General features: G+C 61.9%; 20 protein-coding genes. 12 read left to right on the top strand and 8 right to left on the bottom strand.

The window, feature by feature from the left end:
• Positions 1-50: 50 nt before the first annotated feature.
• The 3 genes from A3A9_RS0129985 to A3A9_RS0129975 all read right to left on the bottom strand — a co-directional run bounded on the left by A3A9_RS0129985 (position 51) and on the right by A3A9_RS0129975 (position 3238).
• On the bottom strand, positions 51-992 hold the full coding sequence (locus A3A9_RS0129985; protein ID WP_027061934.1) for a sugar ABC transporter substrate-binding protein: 942 nt from the start codon (positions 990-992) through the stop codon (positions 51-53).
• 343 nt (positions 993-1335) lie between these two features.
• Positions 1336-2124, bottom strand: coding sequence for a hypothetical protein (locus A3A9_RS0129980; protein ID WP_027061933.1), 789 nt, complete (start codon positions 2122-2124; stop codon positions 1336-1338).
• 82 nt (positions 2125-2206) lie between these two features.
• Positions 2207-3238 carry a LacI family DNA-binding transcriptional regulator gene (locus A3A9_RS0129975; protein ID WP_027061932.1) on the bottom strand — a complete coding sequence of 344 codons (1032 nt, stop codon included), beginning with the start codon at positions 3236-3238 and terminating at the stop codon, positions 2207-2209.
• A gap of 166 nt (positions 3239-3404) precedes the next feature.
• On the opposite strand from A3A9_RS0129975, the gene A3A9_RS0129970 reads away from it, so the two are divergent.
• From A3A9_RS0129970 to A3A9_RS0129960, 3 genes are read left to right on the top strand one after another with little or no spacing between them, the layout of a single operon-like run.
• A complete protein-coding gene (locus A3A9_RS0129970) occupies positions 3405-4493 on the top strand; it encodes a fatty acid desaturase family protein (protein ID WP_027061931.1) in 1089 nt (362 codons plus the stop codon).
• A gap of 41 nt (positions 4494-4534) precedes the next feature.
• On the top strand, positions 4535-4849 hold the full coding sequence (locus A3A9_RS0129965; protein ID WP_027061930.1) for a MocE family 2Fe-2S type ferredoxin: 315 nt from the start codon (positions 4535-4537) through the stop codon (positions 4847-4849).
• The gene (locus A3A9_RS0129960; RefSeq protein ID WP_027061929.1) at positions 4846-6084 is read left to right on the top strand and encodes an NAD(P)/FAD-dependent oxidoreductase; all 1239 of its coding nucleotides are present in this window, start codon (positions 4846-4848) and stop codon (positions 6082-6084) included. The genes A3A9_RS0129965 and A3A9_RS0129960 overlap by 4 nt, the downstream gene beginning before the upstream one ends.
• Before the next feature lie 261 nt (positions 6085-6345).
• Here the strand turns inward: A3A9_RS0129960 and A3A9_RS0129955 are convergent, their stop codons facing one another.
• The 5 genes from A3A9_RS0129955 to hslV form a co-directional block, all read right to left on the bottom strand.
• Positions 6346-7305, bottom strand: a complete 960-nt coding sequence (locus A3A9_RS0129955) for a DUF1402 family protein (protein WP_027061928.1) — start codon at positions 7303-7305, stop codon at positions 6346-6348.
• 162 nt (positions 7306-7467) lie between these two features.
• Positions 7468-8778, bottom strand: coding sequence for an ATP-dependent protease ATPase subunit HslU (gene hslU / locus A3A9_RS0129950; RefSeq protein WP_027061927.1), 1311 nt, complete (start codon positions 8776-8778; stop codon positions 7468-7470).
• Between the two features lies 1 nt (position 8779).
• A complete protein-coding gene (locus tag A3A9_RS0129945) occupies positions 8780-9382 on the bottom strand; it encodes a DUF2585 domain-containing protein (RefSeq protein WP_027061926.1) in 603 nt (200 codons plus the stop codon).
• Positions 9379-9924: a GNAT family N-acetyltransferase gene (locus A3A9_RS0129940; protein ID WP_027061925.1), complete on the bottom strand. Its 546-nt coding sequence runs from the start codon at positions 9922-9924 to the stop codon at positions 9379-9381. Before A3A9_RS0129940 ends, A3A9_RS0129945 begins: the two co-directional genes overlap by 4 nt.
• Positions 9914-10465, bottom strand: a complete 552-nt coding sequence (hslV, locus tag A3A9_RS0129935; protein WP_027061924.1) for an ATP-dependent protease subunit HslV — start codon at positions 10463-10465, stop codon at positions 9914-9916. Before hslV ends, A3A9_RS0129940 begins: the two co-directional genes overlap by 11 nt.
• A 241-nt stretch (positions 10466-10706) precedes the next feature.
• Between hslV and hisB the strand changes: the two genes are divergently transcribed.
• From hisB to coaA, 9 genes are read left to right on the top strand one after another with little or no spacing between them, the layout of a single operon-like run.
• Complete coding sequence (hisB, locus tag A3A9_RS0129930) at positions 10707-11306, top strand: imidazoleglycerol-phosphate dehydratase HisB (protein WP_027061923.1); 600 nt, start codon at positions 10707-10709, stop codon at positions 11304-11306.
• A 4-nt stretch (positions 11307-11310) separates the two neighbouring features.
• The gene (locus tag A3A9_RS0129925) at positions 11311-11787 is read left to right on the top strand and encodes a DUF2628 domain-containing protein (RefSeq protein ID WP_027061922.1); all 477 of its coding nucleotides are present in this window, start codon (positions 11311-11313) and stop codon (positions 11785-11787) included.
• A 1-nt stretch (position 11788) separates the two neighbouring features.
• Positions 11789-12439 carry an imidazole glycerol phosphate synthase subunit HisH gene (hisH, locus tag A3A9_RS0129920; protein WP_027061921.1) on the top strand — a complete coding sequence of 217 codons (651 nt, stop codon included), beginning with the start codon at positions 11789-11791 and terminating at the stop codon, positions 12437-12439.
• 3 nt (positions 12440-12442) lie between these two features.
• Entirely contained in the window at positions 12443-12733 is a 291-nt protein-coding gene (locus tag A3A9_RS0129915; protein ID WP_027061920.1) for a DUF1330 domain-containing protein, read from the top strand.
• Positions 12734-12737: 4 nt separating this feature from the next.
• A complete protein-coding gene (gene hisA / locus A3A9_RS0129910; RefSeq protein ID WP_027061919.1) occupies positions 12738-13487 on the top strand; it encodes a 1-(5-phosphoribosyl)-5-[(5-phosphoribosylamino)methylideneamino]imidazole-4-carboxamide isomerase in 750 nt (249 codons plus the stop codon).
• The gene (locus tag A3A9_RS0129905; protein WP_027061918.1) at positions 13484-14320 is read left to right on the top strand and encodes an arginase family protein; all 837 of its coding nucleotides are present in this window, start codon (positions 13484-13486) and stop codon (positions 14318-14320) included. Before hisA ends, A3A9_RS0129905 begins: the two co-directional genes overlap by 4 nt.
• A complete protein-coding gene (hisF, locus tag A3A9_RS0129900) occupies positions 14317-15111 on the top strand; it encodes an imidazole glycerol phosphate synthase subunit HisF (RefSeq protein WP_027061917.1) in 795 nt (264 codons plus the stop codon). Before A3A9_RS0129905 ends, hisF begins: the two co-directional genes overlap by 4 nt.
• A gap of 8 nt (positions 15112-15119) precedes the next feature.
• Positions 15120-15443, top strand: coding sequence for a phosphoribosyl-ATP diphosphatase (locus tag A3A9_RS0129895; protein ID WP_027061916.1), 324 nt, complete (start codon positions 15120-15122; stop codon positions 15441-15443).
• A gap of 24 nt (positions 15444-15467) precedes the next feature.
• Positions 15468-16427, top strand: a complete 960-nt coding sequence (gene coaA, locus A3A9_RS0129890) for a type I pantothenate kinase (RefSeq protein WP_027032527.1) — start codon at positions 15468-15470, stop codon at positions 16425-16427.
• The last annotated feature ends 60 nt before the right edge of the window (positions 16428-16487 follow it).

Genomic DNA, 16487 nt, shown 5'->3' with positions numbered 1-16487 from the left:
AGAGGAGCGGCACTGCCTTGCGCGAGAGCGCCGCTCCGTATGTCCGTGGCTCAGTTCTTCTTCAGGAACTTGTCGATGTTGGCAGGAGTGACGAGCTGGAAGGGGATGTAGACCTTGTGGTCGACCTTCTCGCCCTTGGCCAGCTTCAGCGCCGCATCCAGAGCACCCGCGCCCTGGCCGGCCGCGTCCTGGAACACGGTTGCGTCGAGGTCGCCTGCCTGCATTGCCACCAACGCGTCCTGGGTGGCGTCGACACCGCCGACGACAACAGCCTTCATGTCGATGTTGGCGGCCTTCATCGCCTGGATGGCGCCGATGGCGCTCTCGTCATTGTTGGCGATCACGCCATCGAACTTCTTGCCCGTCGACAGCCAGTTGGTCATCAGGTTCTGCGCTTCGTCGCGGTTCCAGTTCGACGTCTGCTTGTCGATGATCTTGATGAAGCTGCAATCCGGCGTGGCGATCACGTCGTCGATGTCCTTGGTGCGCTGTACGGCGGCCTGGTTGGAAAGCTCGCCCATGATGACATAGACATTGGCTTCCTTCTTGCCGGCTTCCTTGAACAGGCGGCAGACTTCCTTGGTCTCGAGCGTGCCGGAATCGGCCTCGTTCGAGGCGACAAAGGCCTGGTTGTCGGGCAGTGTGTCGACATTGACCGGCTGGCGATTGACGTAGACCAGCGGAATCTTGGCCGCTGCTGCGGCGTCCGACATCGCCTGCGTGGCCGAGGTGTCGACCGGGTTGACGATGATGGCGTCGACGCCCGAAGCCGCGAAGTTCTTGATCTGGTCGAGTTGCTTGGCAACATCGTTCTGGGCGTCTTCGACCTGCAGCTCGACGCCGCTTATGCCCTTGGCCTGGGCGATCATGCCGTTGCGCAGCACGGTGAGGAAGTTGTCGTCGAACTTGGCCATCGACACGCCGATCTTGGCGGCCATGGCGGATGAACTCATCAGCGCCGCGAAGGCGACGCCCAAAAGCAGTTTCTTCATTGTATCTCTCCTCCACTTTTGGTGTCCGGTTGCACCGATCTATCCGGAATCCCCGATCTCCCCGGGGAATCTCTCCCTGACGGCGTTTCGCTCCGCGCGGCGTTCCTTTTTTGCTGGAACGTCAAACCATCTTTGTGAAACAGATATTCCGGAACGAAAGAACCAAAATGTACAGTTGGTGAAATATTTATTCCATTTCGCCACGATGCGTCAAGGGCGATTCCAAAACCGGACGCGCGATTTTGGCCGATGCGGAGAAGCGGGTGAGAGACTGTGTGCTGTGTCAGGGCAGGCCCAAGGCAAGGCACGTCTGAGATATCAGCGACAGGACAGTGCCTGTGGGCTAGAAGTGCCAGATGTCCCGCTGCATCCACAGGTCCAGCGGCGCCCGCCACACCCGGTACTTTGCCGCAGACTCTATCTGCTGGCTTACGGGCAGATGGTTGACGCGCTCGAAAAAGGCTTCAAGGCGCTGCCTGGCGAAGAGCTTCCGACCCCTGGTGTTGTAGTTCCGAAGCGGCAGCCAGTGTCCGCTTATGGAACGGCCGTGTTGTGACAACGCCACACCAATGCAGAACTGCTCCGCCGTGTGCGCTTCAACGACGCCGATCATTTGCTCGATTGCCTGGTAGGCGTCAGTCAGCGCCGGAAGATTGGATTGGTCGACGCCAATGACGCCGCTGTTCCACATCGGTTCACGTCCGGACAGCCGCTGGCCTCCAAGCAGAAATCCTTTGTCCGCGATTGCTCGATAGGCGGCCTTTGCCCCTTCGCATTTTCTCATAATGGAGTGGGAAGGGGATATCTGGCCGAAGCATCTCGATATATTGCCGACAGGGTAGATGTCGGTATCCATGAAAAACAGGCGATCGCAACGCTGCAGCAGCGCGATAATGCCGGCAGCCTTGATGCCAAACATGTAGCGATCGCCAAAAGACATCTCGGTCATTTGTTTGGTGGTGAGCTCGATCGCCTCGATTGGGTAGCCGTCGAAAACGCTTGGCCGGTCTGTCAGGACTGAAATTCTAGCCTTGGGCACAAAATGCAGCAGGCGAAGGGCGCTGAAGAGCGCTCCACGCGCATAGAGCTCATCCTTGCCAAACGCGATGTACCCAAATCCGCCCATGCCCATTAGCGGACCATAATATATGGGTGGTCCGACTTTCAACTCTGCTTCGCGCTTCGGCTTCGCGTTCGAGGGAGAAAGAATGTTGCTAGATATTTTCGGGCAGATAAATGTCGAACGGCAGGAAGGTCTGTCCCGGTGCGTTCGCCGCGCCCGTCTCGATAGCATGCACCATCAGGTCCAGCAGTTCGCGGCAAAGTGCGGCCAGCGGCGTCGAGATCACCATGGTCAGGATGCCGTCGGCGAGAGCAGAACGCGAGACCGCCGTGATCTCGTTGCAGACCACCGCCGGCATCTCGGCTGGCCTGGCCTGCCTTAGCGCCGCGACCGCGCCTTCCATGCCGCCGCCGGCGACGTAACAGCCGACCAGATCAGGGTGGCGGCCGAGAAGTTCGAGCAGTGTGTCCTGGGTGATCTGGTTGGCCTCGAGATTGACCAGCGTTTCCAGCAAGGTGAAGTCCGGCGCCTGTTCGCGGAAGAAGGAGCGAAAGCCGATCTCGCGCAGTTCGTGGCCGTGAAAGCGGTGGCTGCCGACGAACAGCGCGACCTTTCCCGGCCGTTTCGCCGCTTTCGAGATCATCCAGGCCGCGCTGCGGCCAACCTTGCGATTGTCGAGGCCGACATAGCCTTCGCGAATACCCGCGGCGAAGTCAGACAGCAGAGAAAACACCGGCAATCCCCTGGCCTTCATCTCCTCGACAGCGACCGTCAGTGTCGGGTGATCCGGCCCGACCAGGGCGATGGCCCTGCATTTGGTGGCCAGTTTGCGCGCGCGCTCGACGATTTCATCAGGCGCTAGCGAGTCGGCAAAGTCGATGATAGCGACGCCGCGAAAGCGCGGCGATCGCGATATGGCCAGTTCAAGCTCGCGGGCGAACTCGCTGTAGAAGACATAATTGCCCCTCAACAACAGAAAGCCGAGCCGATACTCCGGCAGTTCATGGCGCATCCGCTGCTTGATCAGGCCAGCGGCGTGGTAGCCGATCTCGGTCGCGGCTTCGTAGACGCGGCGCGCGGTATCCTCGCGCACCGGCAGGCGGCTGTTGAGCACGCGGTCCACCGTGGCAACACTGACCCCGGAGACGCGTGCCAGATCGGTAATGGTCGGCCGTTTCGCCATAGTCGCTCTCGTTCAATTGCCGAACAAGATTACATCATTTTGATAGGAAATGATAGAAACTATCTTTGTGATATTGAGTCTATCATTGGTCGGCGGTATTTTCAGGCTCGAAGCCAAGAACTAAGCGGTATTCGCCTGGGCGAATGCCCTGCCGTGGGAGGCAATCATGACCGTAACGCCGTCCCGGCGTGACTACAGCCTGATCGGCCGCGACGCCAAGCTCGCCGTGGAAAACGGCCTGTCGGCGGCCGAGTGGTATCACACCGACATTCCTCGCAAGCAGATGAAGGAGCTGATGCAGCGCTCCGACGGACCGGCGATCCGCGACACCGCGATCTGGCTCGCCGCCCTCATCGTCAGCGGCGCCGGCGGCGCCTGGTTCTGGGGAACCTGGGGGTGCGTGCCGTTCTTCTTCGTCTATGGCGTGCTCTACGGCTCGTCGACCGATTCACGCTGGCATGAATGCGGTCATGGCACGGCGTTCCGGACGCAGTGGATGAACGATGTGGTCTATCAGATCGCCTGCTTCATGATCATGCGCAATCCGGTGACCTGGCGCTGGAGCCACACGCGCCATCACACCGACACCATCATCGTCGGCCGCGACCCGGAAATCTCGGTCATGCGGCCGCCGGACCTGGCTCGCGCCATGCTCGGCTTTGTCGGCGTGCTCGATGCCTGGCATGCGATGTCAGACATGCTGCGCAACGCCGCCGGCAACATAAGCGCCGCCGAAAAGACCTTCATTCCCGAGCAGGAACAGGGCAAGGCGATCCGCATTGCCCGCATCTGGACGGCGATCTATGCCGCGACCATCGCGCTGGCACTGTATTCCGGATCGTTTCTGCCCTTGATGCTGGTTGGCCTGCCCAGGCTCTATGGCGCCTGGCACCATGTCATGGTCGGCCTGCTGCAGCATGGCGGCCTCGCCGACAATGTCATCGACCATCGGCTGAACAGCCGTACCGTCTACATGAACCCGATCAGCCGCTTCATCTACTGGAACATGAACTATCATGTCGAGCATCACATGTTCCCGATGGTGCCCTATCACGCGCTGCCGAGACTGCATGGGCTGATCAAGCACGATTTGCCTGTGCCGACACGATCGATCCTGGCCGGTTACCGCGAGATGATCCCGGCCTTCCTGCGCCAGCTGCGCAACGAAGATTACTTTCTCAGGCGCGAACTGCCGCCGACCGCCAGGCCGTACCGCGAGGAATTTCACAACTACGCCGCGATGGCGGCGGAATGACAAGAGCCCAGGCCGGGCACAGGATTTTACCGGGAGGATTTATGAGCGATTGGGTCGAGGCGTGCGACGCCACGGATATCGATGAAGAGGATGTGATGCGCTTCGACCACGGCGGCCGCACCTTCGCGATCTACCGTTCCCCGGACGACGAATACTTCGCCACCGATGGTCTATGCACGCATGAGAAGGTGCATCTGGCCGACGGTCTGGTGATGGACGACATCATCGAATGCCCCAAGCACAATGGCCGCTTCAACTACAAGACGGGCGCGGCCAGGGGCGCCCCGGTCTGCGTCAACCTGAAAACCTATCCGGTCAAGGTCGATGCCGGCAAAGTCCTCGTCCAGATCGGATGACGGACATGGCGCGCGGGATGGTCATCATCGGCGCCGGCGAATGCGGCGGGCGGGCGGCACTGGCGCTGTGCGATCTCGGCTATGACGGGCCGGTGACGCTGGTCGGCGACGAGCCGCATCTGCCTTACGAGCGACCGCCTCTGTCCAAGGAGGCGATGGCCAGCGACGCGCCGGAAATCAAGGTTATCGCCAGCGACGAGGTGCTGGCCGGGAAATCGATCCGGCATATCCATTCCGTCCAGGCCGTGGCGATCGATCGCGCCGCGCATACGGTGCGCCTGTCGGATGGTTCGGTGCTGCCTTACGACAAGCTTCTGCTGGCCACAGGCTCGATCCCGCGCAAGCTGCCGATGCCTGGCCTTGGCGCGCGCTGCGTCTATCTGCGCACTTTCGCTGATGCGCTGGCCATTCGTGCCCATCTCGGTGCCGGCAACCGCATTGCCGTCATCGGCGGCGGCTTCATCGGCCTCGAGCTCGCTGCCGCTGCGCGCAAGCTCGGCGCTTCGGTCACCGTCATCGAGGCACAGCTGCGCATCCTGATGCGCGGCGTCCCGGTCGAGATCGCCGAAATCATCCATCAGGCGCACATCGCCGAAGGCGTCGACATCGTGTGCGGTGAAGGCATTGCGTCAATCGCCGACGACGGCAGGCAAGTGCGAGTGGGGCTTGCCGGCGGGCGCGAAATCACAGCCGATCTCGCCATCATCGGCATCGGCGCCATACCGGTGACCGGGGTAGCGGCCGAAGCCGGCCTGACCATCGACAACGGCATTGCCGTTGACGTGGAACTCCGCACCAGCGATCCCGACATCTTTGCCGCCGGCGACTGCTGTTCGTTCCCGCTTGCCGTCTATGGCGGCCGCCGCGTGCGGCTGGAGGCCTGGCGCAACGCCCAGGAACAAGGCGCGCTGGCGGCTAAGAACATGTTGGGCGCCGGTGAGGCGCATGCTTCAGTACCGTGGTTCTGGTCGGATCAATATGGCTTGTCGCTGCAGATCGCTGGGCTTTCGGACGAAGGGAAAAGCACGGTTCGCCGCGATCTTGGTGACGGCGCCTTCATCCTCTTCCATCTAGCCGGGGATGGCAGGCTGGTGGCGGCCAGCGGCATCGGTCCCGGCAATGCGGTGGCCCGGGACATCAGGTTGGCCGAAATGCTGATCGGCAAGCAGGCCAGGCCGGCGCCGGAAGCGCTGGAATCGCAGGCCGTGAAGCTGAAGTCGTTGCTGGCCGCCTGAGCCGTCGCGCCAATTATCGAGGTCTGCGCCGCCCCTCATCTGCCTGCCGGCATCTTCTCCCCGTGAACGGGGAGAAGGGGGCAGTCGCGGCCCCGGCGTTCATCTTGCGGCGCTGAAAATTGGCGAAAACGTTGATGAAAGCGTCTTTCTCACCGTCACTATACGGGGAGAAATGCCCGGCAGGGCAATGAGGGGCGGCGCAAACCTGTGGTAAGGGCCGGCTCCAACTTCGGCTCGCGGCGGGCCTGAAACCTCAGCCCGTTAGAAAAGCGCCTTCAGCTCGGGCAGCTTGTCGTTGACCAGCCAGCCATAATAATTCTCTTCCGGCAGCTTCGCCTGTTCACCTGCGGCGCGGTGCTTGTCGTTTTCCGCCTTTAGCGCATAGGCGCGCTGTTCCGGATTGCCGACATTGTAGAGCGTGGCGGTCAGTCCCGGATTGCCCGAGATGTCGAAGCCGGCAATGCTCTTGTAGGCGTCGATCGATTTCCTGATCGTCGCGGCGACATAAGGCAGCGTCAGGTCGGGATCCATGATGGTCTTGTAGACCGAATTGGGGTCAGCGACGTCGAGCTTCGGCAGGCCGGACACCTTGTGAACGAGATCGCTCATCTGCAGCGCGGTGAGCGGGTTCAACTGGCCGAGGCCAAAAGTCTGGCCGGCATAATAGGGCTGGAAGAAGGTGGCGCCGAAACGGTCGTCGGGGAAGTCCTCGCCGCCAACATTCTTGCCGCGAAATGCGTGGTTCCACACCTGCTCGCGGCATTCCCACAGATCGTAGCTGTCCGACATGGCGGCGCATTTCTTGAATTCGGGCCGCTGCACGAAATCGGTGATGTCCTCGCCATCATAGGCGAAGGACAGCTTGCTGGAGAGATAGGAGATCGCCTTGACGTAATAGGTCTGCAGCCGGTCATAGGCATCGACATTGTAGGTGTGCTCGCCGACGATGGCGCCGACGATGTGCATAGGGTCGATGCCGTAGGCGGAAGCAGCCTTCTTGATCTTGGCGCGCAGATCAGGGTCGTTCTGCAGCAAGGCGTAGACCTTGCGATACTTCGCCTGGAAGGTGGTGTTGGTCGCCTGCGTGCGCCGGCTCGAGGCGCCGGGAATGTCAGGCTGCTCGGCGTTGCGGTTTCCCGGCGGCACCAATGTCGCCGCCTCAGTGGCGAACACCGTCGCCGCCAGCATCAAGCCGAGAATGATCGAAATCAGTTTTTTCATGCGCCGCCGCCCACCGATATTGCCGCGCAAACTAGGTAAAGCTCAGGGTTGAGTCGAGAGCGCCCCTTCACCTCGCAAGACGAAAGGTGGCCAGATGGTACCATCTGGCCACACATGATTCATTTTGCCGGAAAATGTGGCCTGAACTGCCGGCGCCGTTCTTTAAAGGATGAATCGCGACAAATCTGTGTTTCGCGAGAGGTCGCCGACATGCTTTTCCACATAGGCGGCGTCGATGGTGACCGACGTGCCGTTGCGGTCTGGTGCGTCATATGAAATCTCATCCAGCACACGCTCCATCACTGTCTGCAACCGCCTGGCGCCAATATTCTCGACGCTGGCATTGAGGTCGACGGCGATGCCGGCCAGCGAATCGATGGCGTCGTCAGTGAAGGTGAGGTCGACGCCCTCGGTCTTCATCAGAGCGATATACTGCTTGATCAGGCTGGCTTCCGTCTCGGTGAGGATGCGGACGAAATCGTCCTTTTCCAGCGCGCGCAACTCGACGCGGATCGGCAGGCGGCCCTGCAGTTCCGGCAAAAGGTCGGACGGCTTTGAGACATGGAAGGCGCCGGAGGCGATAAACAGGATATGGTCGGTCTTCACTGACCCGTATTTGGTCGCCACCGTGGTGCCCTCGACCAGCGGCAGCAGGTCACGCTGCACGCCTTCGCGCGAAGGCCCGCCGGAAATATCCGATCTGGCGGCGATCTTGTCGATCTCGTCGAGAAAGACGATGCCGTCATTCTCTGTTGCATCGAGCGCCTGGCGCACCACCTCGTCCTGGTCGAGCAGCTTGTCGGACTCATCACTGACCAGCAGCGCATAGGATTCCTTGACCGTGGTCTTGCGCGACTTGGTCTTCTTGCCGCCCATCGCCTTCGACAGCATGTCGTTGATGTTGAGCACGCCGATATTGGCGCCCGGCATGCCGGGAATCTCGAAGCCCGGCATGCCGCCATTGCCGGTGTCGGCCACTTCGATCTCGATTTCCTTGTCGTCGAGCTCGCCGTCGCGCAGCTTCTTGCGGAAGCTATCGCGCGTCGCCGGGCTCGCCGTCTTGCCGACCAGCGCTTCCAGCACGCGTTCCTCGGCGTTGAGGTGGGCGCGCGCCTTGACGTCCTCGCGCATTTTCTCGCGCACCAGGCCGATGGCAATCTCGACCAGGTCGCGGATGATCTGTTCGACGTCACGGCCAACATAGCCGACCTCGGTGAACTTGGTCGCCTCGACCTTGATGAAAGGCGCGCCAGCCAGGCGCGCCAGGCGGCGTGAAATCTCGGTCTTGCCGACGCCGGTCGGCCCGATCATCAGTATGTTCTTCGGCATCACCTCTTCGCGCATCTGGCCTTCCAGTTGCTGGCGGCGCCAGCGATTGCGCAAGGCGATAGCCACGGCGCGCTTGGCGTCCTTCTGGCCGATGATGAAGCGGTCGAGTTCCGAAACGATTTCGCGGGGAAGAAATGTGCTCATATCACTGAATTCCACTTTGCCACTGCTTGATGGCCTCGAACGGATGCAGCAGCATGATCACGTTGAGTGTCAGATTGTCCCGGATCAGATAGCCGGTACCGAGTTCAAAGAGGATGGCGAGGCTGACGATCACCCATATAGGTAGCCTTCGCGCCATCACAAATCCCAGCACCATGGCCAGTGTGTCGGACACCGAATTGATGATGCTGTCGCCGTAATAGTCGAGCGAGATGGTGCCGGCCCGGTAGCGTTCGATGATGAACGGGCTGTTTTCCAGGATTTCCCAGCCGCCCTCGATGAGCACGGCGAATGCCAATCTCAGGCCGATCGGCGAGCGCGGAAACAGGAATCTCGCCAGCGCGTAGAACAGGAAGCCGTGGATGATGTGCGAGAAGGTGTACCAGTCGGAAATGTGCTGGGAATTCTCCGAACTGTTCACCACGCCATGCCAGAGCTTGACGTAGCCGCAAGTGCAGATCAGTGGGTGGCCCATGAGATAGAGCGTCACCGCCTGGACTGTGATCAGGCCAAGCACGATGAGCAGCCCCATCCGCCAGCTGTTTTCGTAGGCCGAGAGATCCTTGTCCTCGCCGGATGCGTTCATGCCTGTTGCCCCTCGTCCCCGCCGTCCTCGGCATCGCCTTCTTCGGCATCGATAGCCATCAGCACGACGTCGCCATATCTGGATTGCCGGCGATCAATGGCCCGGAATCCGGCTTTTTCATAGGCGCGGATGGCCCTGATGTTGGCGGGGTCGGGATCGATGATGACACGCGGCACGCCTTCTTCGAACAGATCTTCGACGAACTGGCGCACGATTGCCGAACCATGGCCGATGCCGATCAGCTCCGGCCGGCCGATCGTGAGATCGATGCCGAGCGTGCCGAATGGCTGATCGGCATAGGGATGGTCGTCTTCCATATGCGGATCGTAGCTCTGCAGATAGGCGATCGGCTTGCCGTCGAGCTCGACGATCAGCGGCTCGACGGAAATCGAGTCGATATGATCGCGAATGCCGGCGATTTCCGTCTGCGGATCGTCCCACCATTCCGCGACATGAGGCTCGGCCAGCCAGCCGGCGATCATCGGCAGGTCTTTTTCAGTCACCGGCCGAAAATCATAGAGCGCCACCTCTTCAGGCGGCATCGAGCGTTTCGACAACAAAGTTGTTGTTGGTGTAGACGCAGATATCGGACGCAATCTGCATCGCCTTGCGGGCGATCTCTTCGGCATCCTTGTCGGTGTCCATCAGCGCGCGGGCAGCGGCCAGCGCATAATTGCCGCCCGAACCGATGGCCATGACGCCATATTCGGGTTCGAGCACGTCGCCGGTGCCGGTCAGCGCCAGCGAGATCGACTTGTCGGCCACCAGCATCATCGCTTCCAGCCGGCGCAGATAGCGGTCCGTGCGCCAGTCCTTGGCAAGCTCGACGCAGGCGCGCGTCAGCTGGTCGGGATATTGTTCGAGCTTGGCTTCGAGGCGTTCCAGCAGCGTGAAGGCATCCGCCGTGGCACCGGCGAAACCGGCAATCACATTGCCGCCCTTGCCGATGCGACGCACCTTGCGGGCATTGCCCTTCATGATGGTCTGGCCAAGGCTGACCTGGCCGTCGCCGGCAATCACCACCTTGTTGCCCTTGCGCACGGTCACGATGGTCGTGGCGTGCATGGTCAGATTATCAGACATTCCTGGGCTCCGATTCGCGCGATCCCAAAAGGCGATTGGCGCGGTACGAGTAACTTTGATCGGCCATATGTATGCACGGGACCGATGATTGCAAATCGCCTCTCCAGCAAGGCCGATACCGCTATGAGAGGCAACTGGCAATCGCCGGACCATGCTGGTAGAAGGCTTTCGTTTTCAAGCCCGCAAGCGCTTGAAGCCTGTGAACCGGTCACCATGTGACCGCTGGGACAAGGATAGAGTGATGGCGCCCCGTTCCGCCGAAGCCAGCCGCAAGACCAAGGAAACCGACATTTCGGTGTCGGTCCATGTCGACGGTTCGGGTAAATCCGATATCGCCACGGGTGTCGGCTTCTTCGACCACATGTTGGACCAGCTTTCGCGCCATTCGCTGATCGACATGATGGTCAGGGCGAAGGGCGACCTGCATATCGACGATCACCACACCGTCGAGGACACCGGCATCGCGCTCGGCCAGGCATTGACCAAGGCGCTGGGCGAACGGCGCGGCATCATGCGCTACGCCTCGATCGACCTTGCCATGGACGAGACGCTGACGCGCGCGGCGATCGATGTGTCTGGCCGGCCGTTCCTGGTCTGGAACGTTTCCTTCTCATCGCCGAAAATTGGTACCTTCGACACCGAACTGGTGCGTGAATTCTTCCAGGCGCTGGCGCAGAATGCCGGTATTACGCTGCACGTCACCAACCATTATGGCGCCAACAACCACCATATTGCCGAGACCTGCTTCAAGGCGGTGGCGCGCGCGCTGCGCGCGGCACTCGAGCATGACCCGCGCCAGCCTGACGCGGTTCCTTCCACCAAGGGTTCGTTGAAGGGATAGGCTTATGGCCACCTATGTCGTGATGGAACCGCCCGGCCGCAGCGAAAAGGTCGACACGTCGGCCTTTGTCCGCGATGGCTTCACTTGGCTCGGCCTGCTGGTGCCGCCGCTATGGCTTGCCTGGAACCGGCTGTGGATCGAAGCAGCACTTGCCTTCATCGTCATGGGCGCGCTTTCGATGCTCGGCCAAAGGCTTGGTCTTGGCCTGGCTAGCTCACTGCTGTCGCTGCTGGTTTCGCTCTATGTCGGCCTGGAGGGCCAAGGGTTGCGCATCGCGGCCCTTCGCCGCCGCGGCTGGCATGAATGGGGCGTGGTTCAGGCCGGCCGGCTCGACGACGCCGACATACGCTATGCGCTGGAGGCCGAGGGACGTGCGGAGGAAGCGCCGCCCGCGCCGCGCATCGTTCGGGATACCGCCATGGCTCGCCCGGCGCAGCCCGGCATGGCGCTGGGGCTGAACCACATCCCGGGACGGCCCTGAGATGCGGGTAGCCATCATCGATTACGGCTCGGGCAATCTGCGCTCGGCCACCAAGGCCTTCGAGCGCGCCGCGCGCGAAGCCGGCATATCGGCCGAGATCGACCTGACGGCCGATGCCGAAAGGGTACGCAGCGCCGACCGCATCGTCCTGCCCGGCGTCGGCGCCTATGCCGACTGCGCGGCCGGCTTGCGCGCCGTCGACGGCATGTGGGACGCGGTCGAGGACGTCGCGATTGCCAAGGGCCGGCCTTTCCTCGGCATCTGCGTCGGCATGCAGCTGATGTCCGAACGCGGCCTCGAAAAGACAATCACCAACGGCTTTGGCTGGATTTCGGGCGACGTCAAGGAGATCACACCGGCCGATCCGGCGCTGAAGATCCCGCAGATCGGCTGGAACACGATCGAGCTCAGGCGCGAGCATCCGCTGTTTGCCGGCATTCCCACCGGGACCAACGGGTTGCATGCCTATTTCGTCCATTCCTACCATCTTGATGCGAGGAAGGCTGACGAGGTTCTGGCTGAAACCGACTATGGCGGGCCGGTGACGGCCACCGTTGCCCGCGACAATCTCGTCGGTACGCAGTTCCATCCCGAAAAGAGCCAGGCGCTCGGCCTGGCGCTGATCACCAATTTCCTGCGCTGGAGGCCCTAAATCATGAGCAAGAAGGGCTACTGGATGGCGATGGTCGATGTCCGCGATCCCGAGACTTACAAGCAATACATCGAGGCCAATGCGGTTGCCTTTGCGAAGTATGGCGCGAAGTTTGCGGTGCGCGCCGGCCGCCATGAGAACCCGGAAGGGCCGACCGGCAACCGCCATGTGCTGGTCGAGTTCGACTCCTACGACAGGGCGGTCGAATGTTACCATTCGCCGGAATATCGGCATGCCTCGAAGTTCCGGCTTGCCGCCTCGACGGGCCATTTCGTCATCGTTGAAGGCGCCTGAACGGATGATCCTGTTTCCTGCCATCGACCTCAAGGACGGAAAATGCGTGCGCCTGAAGCACGGCGATATGGCGACCGCGACCATCTACAATGATGATCCCGCCGCCCAGGCGCGGGCCTTCGAGGACCAGGGCTTCGAGTGGCTGCATGTCGTCGACCTCAACGGCGCCTTCAAGGGCCAGAGCGTCAACAGCGCCGCGGTTGGCGCCATCCTCAAGGCGACCAGGAACCCGGTGCAACTCGGCGGCGGCATCCGCACGATTGCGCAGATCGAGGACTGGCTGGACCGCGGCCTCGCCCGCGTCATCCTTGGCACGGTGGCGGTGCGCGATCCCGACCTGGTCAGGCAGGCCTGCAAGGCTTTCCCGGGCAAGGTGGCTGTCGGCATCGACGCCAAGGGCGGCAAGGTGGCTGTCGAGGGCTGGGCCGAGGCGTCGAGCCTCGGGGTCGTCGAACTGGCCAGGAAGTTCGAGGGCGCCGGTGTTGCCGCCATCATCTACACCGACATCGATCGCGACGGCGTGCTGACCGGCATCAACTGGGATGCCACCATCGACCTCGCCGACGCGGTTTCGATTCCGGTCATCGCTTCGGGCGGCCTCGCCTCGATCGCCGACATTGTGCGAATGACCATGCCCGACGCGCGAAAGCTCGAAGGCGCCATCTCGGGCCGTGCGCTTTATGATGGCCGCATCGATCCGGCCGAGGCGCTGGCGATCCTGAAGGGCCGGCCGGTGCCGGAGGCGAAATCGTGAAGATCACCATCATCCTCGCCTCCTACGACAGCGGCCATTACCATGGCGGCATGGGCCAGGGCCCGGACGCGCTGATCTCAGGTGGTCTCGTCGATGCGCTGACCATGGCCGGCCACGAGGTCACGGTGGAGGATATCGGCCGGGTCGGCGACGATCAGGAGCGCGAAATCGGCACCGGCTTTGCCGTCTGCAACGCCGTCTCCGGCGAGGTCCGCATTGCCATCGACAGAGGGCGCTTTCCCATTGTGCTCGCCGGGAACTGCCTGACATCAGCCGGCGCGGTTGCCGGCGAGGGTGCCGATGCAATCATCTGGGCCGACCAGCATGGCGACCTCAACACGCCCGAGACCTCGGTCTACGGTTTTCTCGACGGCATGGCGCTGGCGACGGTGCTTGGCCTGTGCTGGCGCCCGATGGCGTCAGCCATTCCCGGCTTCCGGCCGATCGATCCCTCGCGCTGCGTGCTCGTCAACGCCCGTGATCTCGACCCGGCGGAGAAAAAACTTCTTGAGACCTTGCCGGTCATCCGCACGGAATGTCCAGGCGTGGGGCAAGCGACGCAAAAGCTGCAGGCCGTGGGCGCCAAGCGTGTGCACATGCATCTCGACCTCGACGTGCACAACCCGAAGGACCTGCAGGCCAACCGCTATGTCACGTCGGGCGGTCCGAACCCCGAACAGTTTCGCGACGCGGCTTGCGCCATGGCGTTGGCGCTGCCGGTCGTCGGCATCACCGTTTCCGCTTACGATCCGGCTTTCGACGCCCAGTCCGACGTTCCACCGCTGGTCGGCCAGCTGCTCAACGATCTCATCGCCACGATAGAGGGCGGCTGATGCTGAAAGCCCGCGTCATTCCATGTCTCGACGTCAAGGATGGCCGCGTCGTCAAGGGCGTCAATTTCGTCGATCTGATCGACGCTGGTGACCCGGTCGAGGCGGCCAAGGCCTATGACGCAGCCGGTGCCGACGAGCTTTGTTTCCTCGACATCACGGCTTCGTCCGACAACCGTGAAACCATCTTCGATGTCATCGCCCGTACCGCCGAACAGTGCTTCATGCCGCTGACCGTCGGCGGCGGCGTGCGACAGGTCGCCGACATCAGGAAATTGTTGCTGGCCGGCGCCGACAAGGTGTCGATCAACACCGCGGCGGTGAAGAATCCGGACTTCGTCGCCGAAGCCGCCGACAAGTTCGGCAACCAGTGCATCGTCGTCGCCATCGACGCCAAGAAGGTCTCCGGCACCGGCGAGGTCGACCGTTGGGAGATCTTCACCCATGGCGGGCGCGAGAAGACCGGCATCGACGCGGTCGAATTCGCCCGCAAAATGGTCGATCGCGGCGCCGGCGAGATCCTTTTGACCTCGATGGACCGGGACGGCACCAAGGCCGGCTACGACATAGCGCTGACCCGCGCGATTGCAGACGCGGTGCGCGCGCCGGTCATCGCTTCGGGCGGCGTCGGCACGCTGGATCACCTGATTGAAGGCATTCGTGACGGCCATGCCGGCGCCGTGCTGGCAGCCTCGATCTTCCATTTCGGCACCTACACGATCGCCCAGGCCAAGGCGCATATGGCTGAGGCCGGCCTGCCGATGCGGCTGGACTCCACGAAAGATCGGTCCTAAACGGCGGCATGACCGAGTTTTCGCTGCCCGATCTGGAAAAAATCATCAGGGAACGCGCCCATTCCGGTGACGCCGACTCGTGGACAGCGAAACTGTTCGCGCGCGGCATCGACAAGGCGGCGCAGAAGTTGGGCGAAGAGGCGGTCGAGACGGTGATTGCCGCCGTCAAGGGCGATAAACAGGGCCTCGTTTCCGAAAGCGCCGATCTTATATATCATTGGCTTGTCGTTCTCGGCATCTCGGGTGTTCCGTTGAGCGACGTGCTCAAGGAGCTCGACAGCCGCACCGGGCGTTCGGGCATCGCCGAAAAGGCGTCACGGCCCAAGGGCTGACCGCGAGGGAGGGCAGGTATCTCGATGGATCAGCTCGCGCCAACCGAGAAATATTCCCCCTTTCGTTTCTTCTCGGCCGAGCAATGGTCGCGATTCCGTGCCGACACGCCGCTGACGCTGAGCGACGACGAATTCCGCCGCCTGCGTTCGCTCAACGACCCGATCGACCTCGCGGAGGTCTCGCGCATCTATCTATCGCTGTCGCGGCTTCTGTCGGCCCATGTCGAGGCGAGCCAGCTTCTGTTCCGGCAGCGCCAGGCCTTCTTCAACGCCGTCGACGTGGTCAAGACGCCGTTCATCATCGGCATTGCCGGTTCCGTCGCGGTCGGCAAATCGACCACGGCGCGCGTGCTGAAGGAGCTTCTGGCGCGCTGGCCGTCGAGCCCCAAGGTCGATCTCATCACCACCGACGGTTTTCTGCTGCCCAATGAGGTGCTGCGCCGCGAAAACCTGATGGAACGCAAGGGTTTTCCCGACAGCTACGATGTCGGCGCGCTGCTGCGCTTCCTTTCGGGCATCAAGTCGGCGCTGCCCGATGTTCGCGCGCCGGTCTATTCGCATCTCACCTATGACGTCATTCCCGGCGAGTTCGTCACCATCGACCGGCCCGATATCCTGATCTTTGAAGGTATCAATGTCCTGCAACCGGGCAAGCTGCCGCATGACGGCAAGATCGTGCCTTTCCTGTCAGACTTCTTCGACTTCGCCATCTATATCGATGCCGACGAGAAGCTGATCCACAACTGGTACATTTCCCGCTTCATGCGGCTGCGCGAGACGGCCTTCCGCAATCCGGACTCCTTCTTCCACCGCTATTCGCAGCTCTCCGAGGATTCGGCCCGCGCCATCGCCGAAGGACTTTGGACCAACATCAACCTGAAGAATTTGCGCGAAAACATCCTGCCGACGCGCGCCCGCGCCGACTTGATCCTGCGCAAGGGCGCCGATCACCTGATCGAGGAAGTGGCGCTGCGCAAGCTCTGAGGTTCAGGCTGCGTTCACTGCCAGTTAGAACGCCCTTAACTCACCGTTTGCTACATATCC

The sequence above is a fragment of the Mesorhizobium loti CJ3sym genome (genome assembly GCF_000472785.1).
Classification (GTDB): domain Bacteria; phylum Pseudomonadota; class Alphaproteobacteria; order Rhizobiales; family Rhizobiaceae; genus Mesorhizobium; species Mesorhizobium loti_E.
This window is presented reverse-complemented; position numbering and strand designations above follow the sequence as displayed.

Excerpts from the sequence above, each read along its gene's own strand:
- A3A9_RS0129985 (WP_027061934.1), bottom strand. The coding sequence starts at position 992 with ATGAAGAAACTGCTTTTGGGCGTCGCCTTCGCGGCGCTGATGAGTTCA.
- A3A9_RS0129980 (WP_027061933.1), bottom strand. The coding sequence starts at position 2,124 with ATGGGCATGGGCGGATTTGGGTACATCGCGTTTGGCAAGGATGAGCTC.
- A3A9_RS0129975 (WP_027061932.1), bottom strand. The coding sequence starts at position 3,238 with ATGGCGAAACGGCCGACCATTACCGATCTGGCACGCGTCTCCGGGGTC.
- A3A9_RS0129970 (WP_027061931.1), top strand. The coding sequence starts at position 3,405 with ATGACCGTAACGCCGTCCCGGCGTGACTACAGCCTGATCGGCCGCGAC.
- A3A9_RS0129965 (WP_027061930.1), top strand. The coding sequence starts at position 4,535 with ATGAGCGATTGGGTCGAGGCGTGCGACGCCACGGATATCGATGAAGAG.
- A3A9_RS0129960 (WP_027061929.1), top strand. The coding sequence starts at position 4,846 with ATGACGGACATGGCGCGCGGGATGGTCATCATCGGCGCCGGCGAATGC.
- A3A9_RS0129955 (WP_027061928.1), bottom strand. The coding sequence starts at position 7,305 with ATGAAAAAACTGATTTCGATCATTCTCGGCTTGATGCTGGCGGCGACG.
- hslU (WP_027061927.1), bottom strand. The coding sequence starts at position 8,778 with ATGAGCACATTTCTTCCCCGCGAAATCGTTTCGGAACTCGACCGCTTC.
- A3A9_RS0129945 (WP_027061926.1), bottom strand. The coding sequence starts at position 9,382 with ATGAACGCATCCGGCGAGGACAAGGATCTCTCGGCCTACGAAAACAGC.
- A3A9_RS0129940 (WP_027061925.1), bottom strand. The coding sequence starts at position 9,924 with ATGCCGCCTGAAGAGGTGGCGCTCTATGATTTTCGGCCGGTGACTGAA.
- hslV (WP_027061924.1), bottom strand. The coding sequence starts at position 10,465 with ATGTCTGATAATCTGACCATGCACGCCACGACCATCGTGACCGTGCGC.
- hisB (WP_027061923.1), top strand. The coding sequence starts at position 10,707 with ATGGCGCCCCGTTCCGCCGAAGCCAGCCGCAAGACCAAGGAAACCGAC.
- A3A9_RS0129925 (WP_027061922.1), top strand. The coding sequence starts at position 11,311 with ATGGCCACCTATGTCGTGATGGAACCGCCCGGCCGCAGCGAAAAGGTC.
- hisH (WP_027061921.1), top strand. The coding sequence starts at position 11,789 with ATGCGGGTAGCCATCATCGATTACGGCTCGGGCAATCTGCGCTCGGCC.
- A3A9_RS0129915 (WP_027061920.1), top strand. The coding sequence starts at position 12,443 with ATGAGCAAGAAGGGCTACTGGATGGCGATGGTCGATGTCCGCGATCCC.
- hisA (WP_027061919.1), top strand. The coding sequence starts at position 12,738 with ATGATCCTGTTTCCTGCCATCGACCTCAAGGACGGAAAATGCGTGCGC.
- A3A9_RS0129895 (WP_027061916.1), top strand. The coding sequence starts at position 15,120 with ATGACCGAGTTTTCGCTGCCCGATCTGGAAAAAATCATCAGGGAACGC.
- coaA (WP_027032527.1), top strand. The coding sequence starts at position 15,468 with ATGGATCAGCTCGCGCCAACCGAGAAATATTCCCCCTTTCGTTTCTTC.